Source organism: Kitasatospora sp. NPDC001225 (genome assembly GCF_053597855.1).
Map to the genome: position 1 here is coordinate 1 of NZ_JBSFJC010000230.1, position 7,526 is coordinate 7,526.

Annotated in this window: 5 protein-coding genes; 3 read left to right on the forward strand and 2 right to left on the reverse strand. The window is 75.0% G+C overall.

Features of this window, described 5'->3' with window-relative positions; genetic code table 11:
* Nucleotides 1–159: 159 nt before the first annotated feature.
* The gene (locus tag ACWDCZ_RS37800) at nt 160–1,203 is read right to left on the reverse strand and encodes an NAD(P)-dependent alcohol dehydrogenase (protein ID WP_049651744.1); all 1,044 of its coding nucleotides are present in this window, start codon (nt 1,201–1,203) and stop codon (nt 160–162) included.
* Nucleotides 1,204–1,496: 293 nt separating this feature from the next.
* Between ACWDCZ_RS37800 and ACWDCZ_RS37805 the strand changes: the two genes are divergently transcribed.
* Together ACWDCZ_RS37805 and ACWDCZ_RS37810 are read left to right on the forward strand one after the other, a co-directional pair.
* A complete protein-coding gene (locus ACWDCZ_RS37805) occupies nt 1,497–2,822 on the forward strand; it encodes a preATP grasp domain-containing protein (RefSeq protein WP_449818297.1) in 1,326 nt (441 codons plus the stop codon).
* Complete coding sequence (locus ACWDCZ_RS37810; protein WP_259316347.1) at nt 2,819–3,799, forward strand: quinone oxidoreductase family protein; 981 nt, start codon at nt 2,819–2,821, stop codon at nt 3,797–3,799. Before ACWDCZ_RS37805 ends, ACWDCZ_RS37810 begins: the two co-directional genes overlap by 4 nt.
* Nucleotides 3,800–3,808: 9 nt before the next feature.
* Here the strand turns inward: ACWDCZ_RS37810 and ACWDCZ_RS37815 are convergent, their stop codons facing one another.
* A complete protein-coding gene (locus ACWDCZ_RS37815; RefSeq protein ID WP_449818298.1) occupies nt 3,809–5,080 on the reverse strand; it encodes a sensor histidine kinase in 1,272 nt (423 codons plus the stop codon).
* A 279-nt stretch (nt 5,081–5,359) separates the two neighbouring features.
* On the opposite strand from ACWDCZ_RS37815, the gene ACWDCZ_RS37820 reads away from it, so the two are divergent.
* Nucleotides 5,360–7,526, forward strand: a 2,167-nt coding sequence (locus ACWDCZ_RS37820; RefSeq protein ID WP_449818299.1) for an MMPL family transporter, incomplete at its 3' end; no start/stop codon positions are given.

A 7,526-nucleotide genomic window follows, 5' to 3' on the forward strand; every position in this document is an offset into this window, starting at 1 on the left:
GGCTGTGCGGACGCCGGCCCCCGGGGGCCGGGGCGGCGGGTGGCCGTCGTCAGCCGGTGAAGCGGTCGGCGTGCCGCCGGACGACGCGGCCGGCGGCCCCGGTGGCCGGGATCGGTCGCACGGCCCCTCCGAAGGGGTCCGGACCGGCCCGGCCGGTCGTCAGATGGTGGCGGTGTCGATGACGAAGCGGTAGCGGACGTCGCTGGAGAGGACCCGCTCGTACGCCTCGTTGATCCTCTCGGCGCCGATCAGCTCGATCTCGGCCGCCACGCCGTGCTCGGCGCAGAAGTCCAGCATCTCCTGGGTCTCGGCGATGCCGCCGATGCCCGAGGAGCTCATGCTGCGGCGCCGGCCGCCCAGCGCCCGGATGTCGACCTCCAGCGGCTCCTCCGGGAGGCCGACGTTGACCATCGCCCCGTCGGTGCGCAGCAGGGAGAAGTAGGCGGCGAAGTCGATCGGCGCGGAGACGGTGTTGAGGATGAGGTCGAAGGTGCCCGCGAGGCTCTGGAAGGTCGCCGGGTCGCTGGTGGCGAAGTAGTGGTCGGCGCCCAGCCGCAGGCCGTCGTCCTTCTTGCGCAGCGACTGGGACAGCACGGTGACCTCGGCGCCGAGCGCGTGGGCTATCTGCACGCCCATGTGGCCGAGCCCGCCGAGGCCCACCACGGCGACCCGCTTCCCGGGGCCCGCGTTCCAGTGCCGCAGCGGGGAGTAGGTGGTGATGCCCGCGCACAGCAGCGGCGCGGCCTTGTCCAGCGGCAGCGCCTCGGGGACGCGGACCACGTAGTTCTCGTCGACGACCACGGTCTTGGCGTAGCCGCCGTACGTGGGCCGGCCGTCCTTGCCGACGGCGTTGTACGTCCACACCGGGCCCTCGTCGCAGTACTGCTCCAGGCCGGCCCGGCAGTTGTCGCAGGTGCGGCAGGAGTCGACCATGCAGCCGACGCCGACCCGGTCGCCGACCGCGAAGCCGGTGACGCCGGGGCCGACCTCGGCGACGACGCCCGCGATCTCGTGCCCGGGCACCATGGGGAAGACCGCCCGGCCCCAGCCCTCGTGGGCCTGGTGGATGTCGGAGTGGCAGATGCCGGCGAAGGCGATGTCGATCAGCACGTCGTGCTCGCCGACCGCGCGGCGCTCGATGGTCGTACGTTCCAGCGGGGCCTTGGGGGCCGGTACGGCGTAGGCGGCGACGGTGGTGGTCATGGGAGTTCGTACCCTCTCTGCGGATGGAGCCGGGCCGGTCGGGTCGGACGGACCGGGACGGTCGAACAGCACACCCACGGTACTCCTGGGGCCGGTGCGCCCTGCTGGGGCGGTGCCCGCTCCGGGGGGCGACCGGCGCGGGCCGGAGGGCCGCCGGTTGTTCGGCCTTTTGTTCAATGACCGAGCGCCGAACCAGAACAACCCCGGTGCGCTACACCGGTAGCGCACGCCACACCCGTGCCGCACGTGGGACCAGGGCCGCAACAGCGGCGAAGGCCGGAAGGGTTCACCAGATGACGACGCTCTGCATCGCGAACAACCGCACCGAGGAGATGGTCGGGGACCTCGCCGGGACGCCGCCGGCGGAGCTGCGGTTCGCCGGGTGCGGGGCGCAGCGGATGCTCTGGTGGGCCGAGGACGGGGACGTCCTGGTGCTGCCCTGCGGCCCCGACCCGGAGTACCTGGCGTACGTCACCGGGCTGACCGGCGTACGGGCCGACAGCCTGGCCTTCGTGGTGCCGCCGCCCGGCGCCCACGGCGACCAGGTGCTCACCGCCGACCGGCTGGCCGACCCGGGCTTCCGCGCCGAGCTGCGCCGCGCGCTGGACGGGCGCGCCGTCGACGAGGTGCTGGCCGTCTCGCCGAACGGCGCGGTGGCCGAGCTGGCGGACGCGCTCGGGATCGCGCACGCCATGCCCGGCCGGACCTTCGCCGCGCAGGGCGGCAACGCCCTGGTCAACAGCAAGGCCGGGTTCCGGGCGCTGGCCGCCGGCGCCGGGGTGCCGATCCCGCCCGGGCGGGTGGCCGGCTCGCCCGCGGAGGTCGAGGCCGCGATCGAGGACCTGCTGGCGCGGGGGCACAGCGTGATGGTGAAGGTCGAGTACCAGGCGGGCGGCCTCGGCAACGAGATCCTCGCCCGGGACGAGAAGGTGGAGCCGGTCGGCGCCGAGCGGGTGGTGCCGCTGCCGGACCGGGCGGCGGTGGCCGCGTACGTGGCCGAGCGGTGGACCTGGCTGACCGGCGGACGCGGCCAGCGGGTCGTGGTGGAGCGGTACTTCGCCGACTCGGCGCCGCTGTACGCCGAGTTCGTCATCGGGGACACGGGCGCCGTGCTCTCCGGCTGCGGCGAGATGGTCATGCGGCCGGTGGTGGTCGGGGAGATCACCCCGCCGGTCACCCCGGACGCCGGAGCGCGGGACGAACTCGTCCGCGAGGCCGCCCGGCTGTGCGAGGCGCTGCGGGTGATCGGCTACCGGGGCACGGTCAGCGCGGATGCCGTGCTGACCCCCGAGGGCGAGATCTACTTCCACGAGACCAACGCCCGGCTCACCGGCTCCAGCCACCTGCACCACGCCTACGCCGGCCGCCTGCTGCGCCCCGAGCACCGCGGCTCGCGCCACCTCCTGGAGCTGGCCGGCCTCAAGGTGCCGTCCTTCGCCGAGGCGGTGGCGGCGATCGGCGCGGCCGGGCTGGCCTTCGACCGGGAGAGCGGCACCGGCGTGCTGTTCAGCTCCGACTTCGGGCCCGCCGACGGCTCGGTGATGTACTGCGCGGTCGCCGAGGGCCCGGAGGCCGCCCGCGCCCTGGAGGGCGCCCTGCTCGCGCTGTTCGCCGGATGAGTCCCGACCTGGAGGAGAACGGAATGATGCGCGCCGCGCTGATCCACCGCTACGGCGGCCCGGAGGAGCTGAGCGTCGAGACGGTGCCGGAACCGGAGGCCGGCCCGGGCCGGGTGCTGGTCGACGTCACCCTGGCCGGGCTCAACTACGCCGACCTGGAGTGCCGCACCGGCGAGTACCTCAGGTTCCCGCTGCCGGCGGTGCTCGGCGTCGACGTGGTCGGGCGGCGCCGTGAGGACGGCCGGAGGGTCGTCGCGCTGCTGCGCACCGGCGGCGGGTACGCCCACGTGGCCGCGCCCGAGGCGGCGCACACGGTGGAGGTGCCGGACGGCGTGGACGACGAGCAGGCGCTGGGGCTGCTGGAGCAGGGGGCGACGGCCTACGGCGCGCTGACCCTGGCGGGGCGGCTGCGGCCGGGCGACGCCGTCGGGGTGAGCGCGGCCGCCGGCGGGGTCGGGCACCTGGCGGTGCAGCTGGCCAGGGAGCTGGGCGCGAGCCGGGTGGTCGCCCTGTCCTCCACCCCGGAGAAGCGGGAGTACCTGCTCTCGCTGGGCGCCGACACCGTGCTCGACCCGGCCGACCCCGACCTGGCCGGGCGGCTCGCGGAGTCGGGCGGGCTGGACCTGTTCCTCGACTCGGTCGGCGGCCCGGTGCTGCGCGCCGGGCTGGCCGGACTGGCGCCCTTCGGGCGGCTGGTGTCGGTCGGGGCGCGCGGCGGGGTGGAGGACGCCTTCACGATGGGCGAGCTGACCGAGCGCTCGGCGGGCGCCCAGGGCTTCTGGCTCAAGCACGTGCTGACGGACCGGGCACTGTTCGAGGGCGTCGCCGACCACCTGTTCCGGCTCGCCGCCGAGAAGCGGGTGGTGGCGCGGATCGACCGGACCGTCCCGCTGTCCGGGGTGGCCGGGGCGCACCGGGCGATGGCCGCGCGGGAGACCATCGGCAAGGTGCTGGTGGACGTCCACCGCGAGGAGTGAGGGCCGGGATCAGCGGAGCGCCTCCTCCGCCTCGCCCGGGGCCAGCGGCAGGCTGGCGGCCACCCGGTAGCCGCCGGTGGCGAGCCCGCCGGTCTCCAGCGTGCCGCCGTGCAGCGTGACGCGTTCGCGCATGCCGATCAGGCCGTGCCCGGTCCGGGCCGCCGCCCCGGCGGTGGCTCCGCCCGCGGCCCCGGCCGGGCCCGTCCCGGTGCCCGCGCCGTCGTCGCGCACCTCGACGGTGACCCGGTCCGGACGGTACGTCAGCCGGACGTGGGCACTGGCCGGGCCGGCGTGCTTGCGGGTGTTGGTGAGGGACTCCTGGACGATCCGGAAGACGGTCAGGCCCACCGTCGGGGGCAGCGGTCGCGGGCGGCCGCTGACCTCGAACTCGGTCGGCAGGCCGGCCAGCCGGGACTCGTCGACGATGCGGTCGAGGTCGTCGGTGCCGGGCTGGGGCGGGCTCGGCACGGTCTCGGGCTCCTCGTCGGCCCGCAGGACGTCGAGGAGTTGGCGCATCTCGCGCAGGGCCATCCGCCCGGAGGACTCGAGGGTCACCAGGGCGTCGCGGACCACCTCGGTGTCGCCCCCGAGGTTGGCCCGGGCGCCGCCGGCCATCAGCTGCATGGTGGTGATGTGGTGGGCCACGATGTCGTGCAACTCCCGTGCGATGCGGCGTCGTTCCTCGGCCACCGCACGGTCGGCGAGCAGCCTGCGATGGGCCGCCACCTGCTGCTGCCAGCGGTTGACCACGACGGCCGTGCCGACCACGACCGCGACCGCGAGGACGGCGGAGAGGACGTTCGCCCCCGTGGGGAGCCGCCCGTGGCTCTGGTTCAGCAGTGTCACCACCGCCGTCGCGCCGGACATCAGCGCCGTCACCGGGGCGGTGCGGACCCTGGCCACCGAGTACAGGGCCACCGAGAGGGCGAAGCCGAAGTGGGTCGACGGCGGTGCGGAGAGGTTCTCCGCCGCGCCCAGGGCCAGTACGGCCGCGAGTGCCGACACCGGGTGGCTGCGCCGGAAGAGCAGCGGCAGGGCCGGCAGCACGATGAGGACGACGCCGAGCGCCGTGGCACCGCCGCCTCCGGGCCCACCGTCGCCACTCACGCTGCTGAGCGAGTAGCCGACCAGGTCCAGGGCGGCCGCGGCGACGGCGACCAGCGCGTCGTCACGCGTCCACGGCAACGCGTCGCCGCCCTTCGGCCTGTCGGCGCCCGGCAGCCTGTCGGAGGCCGGCGGCCCGCCGGAGATCGGCTGCTCGGGGTGTCGGCGCCGGCGCATCTGTGCGTCTCCCTGCTCGTGGCCCGCCGGACCGGTGCGGCGCGGCCGGGCTGTGGTGATCGACCCATTCTGGCACCGGCCGACCGGCCGCGACGGGGCCCTTGAGGCGGGTCCGGGACCGGGACCACGGTCCTGGTCCCGGACGGCTGCCGGACCCTGGGGCCCCGCTTCCGTTCATCCTGTGCCCGGACGAATCCGGGGGGTGCCGCGTGATCGTCTGGAGACCGGCCGGGAACCCGGTGCCGAGTCCACCCGCAAGTCGATACGCAGGAGAACACTTTGATCCGCGCCCTGACCGGATTCTCGACGAGAAACCCATGGAAGGTCATCGCCCTCTGGACGGTGCTGGGTGTCGCGCTGACCGCCCTGAGCGGGGCGCTGATCTTCCGCGTCACGCAGACCCGGGTCGGCGACTTCCTGCCCGCGAGCTACGACTCGGCCGCCGCCCTGAAGATCGCCGAGGACAGGTTCGGGGTGAAGCCCGACGCCGACACGGTGACCGTGCTGGTCGCCCGCTCGGACGGCGGCCCGCTCAGCGCCGCGGACCACCAGCGGATCGGCACCCTGGCCGAGAAGCTGGGCCGGCAGCGGGTCACCATGCCGAAGCCCAAGGAGGAGGACGGGCCGTCCTTCCTGGCGCGGGACCACTCGCAGACCCCCGCGGTCTCCCCGGCGATGGTGGCACCGGACAAGAGCTTCGAGCTGCTCTCCGTCGGGCTGGTCGGCAACCCCGAGGAGCCGGGGATGCAGGACCTCTTCCGGGCCTTCCGGGACTCGGCGCGGGCCCAGTTCGACGACGCGGGGCTGCGCACCGGTTTCACCGGCGGCCTGGCCGGCACGGTGGACACCAAGGACGACGGGAAGACCATGGCGAAGGTCATGGGAGCCCTCACCATGGGGCTGATCGTGCTGCTCAACGTGCTGGTGTTCCGCAGCGTGCTGGCGGCCCTGCTGCCGCTGCTCGCGGTCGCCCTGATCGGTGGCGTGGCACTGGGCGCGGTGGTCGGCGCCGCGATGCTCACCGGGATCAGGATCGACCCGAGCACCCCGTCGCTGATCCAGGTGGTCCTGATCGGAATCGGGATCGACTACCTGCTGTTCCTGCTGTTCCGCTTCCGCGAGCAGCTGCGGGCGCGGCCCGAAACGCCCGTCCGGGTCGTGGCCGCGGAGGTCTCGGGGCGGGTGGGCACGGCGATCACCTCGGCGGCGCTGACCATCGTGGCCGCCTTCGCCACGCTCGGGGTGGCGAGCTTCGGGCAGTTCCGGGTGCTCGGCCCGGCCATCGCCGTCTCGGTCCTGGTCATGCTGCTGGGCAGCCTGACGCTGATGCCCGCCCTGCTGGCGGCCTGCGGACGCGGGATGTTCTGGCCCTCCCGTGCGCTCCAGAGTCGGCCGCGCGAGGGCGTGTCGGCCCGGCTGGGCGGCCTGGTGGCGCGCCGGCCGCTGGCCCTGGCGGTGGCCTCCGTCGCCGCACTGGGCGCGCTGGCCCTCGGGACGGTCGGGATCAGGATGGACTACGGCCAGGGCGCCGAAGGCCCGCGCACGGCCGCCGCCGCCACCGCGGCCGAGATCTCCCGCGCGCTGCCGGCCGGTGTGTCGGACCCGACCACCGTCTACCTCACCGCCAAGGACGGCGGCACGCTCAGCGCGGACCGGTTCGACGGCCTGTCCCGCGCGCTCGGACAGGTCGCGGGCGTGGGGCAGGTGGCGGGGACCGCCCTCGCCGACGACCGGCGGGCCGCCCGGATCGACCTCTACCTGACCGCGGACCCGCAGTCCCAGCAGGCCCGTGACGTGGTCTCGGGGCCGCTGTGGGCCGCCGTCGCCGCGCACACGCCCGCCGGGACGACGGCCCATGTCGGAGGCACCCCGGCGGTCTTCGCCGACATCTCGAAGGCCGTCGACCACGACCTGCGGCTCGTCTTCCCGGTCGCGGCCGCGCTGATCGCGCTGATCCTGCTGATGCTGCTGCGCAGCCTGCTGGCGCCGGTGGTCCTGATGGTCTCCGTCGGCCTCTGCTTCGCGGCCACGCTCGGCGCCTCGGCGCTGCTCTTCCAGCACGGCCTGGACAAGCCGGGCGTCAACTTCACGCTCCCGCTGGTGCTCTTCCTGTTCGTCGTCGCGCTCGGCACCGACTACAACATCCTGATCAGCGACCGGATCCGGGAGGAGATGGAGCAGCCGGGGCCGGCCCGCGCGGCCGTGGCCCGGGCGGTGCGGCACACCGCCCCGGCCATCGCGACGGCGGGCCTGGTGCTGGCGGGCTCCTTCGCCACCCTCGCCGCCACCCCGGCGAGCCGTCAGGTCGGCTTCGCGCTGGCGCTCGGCATCCTGCTGTCCGCCTTCCTGCTGTCGGTGGTGCTGGTGCCCGCGCTGGCCGCGCTGTTCGGCCGCGGCATCTGGTGGCCGGTCCGCCCGGGGCGCGCCGCGGCCCGCCGCCACCCGC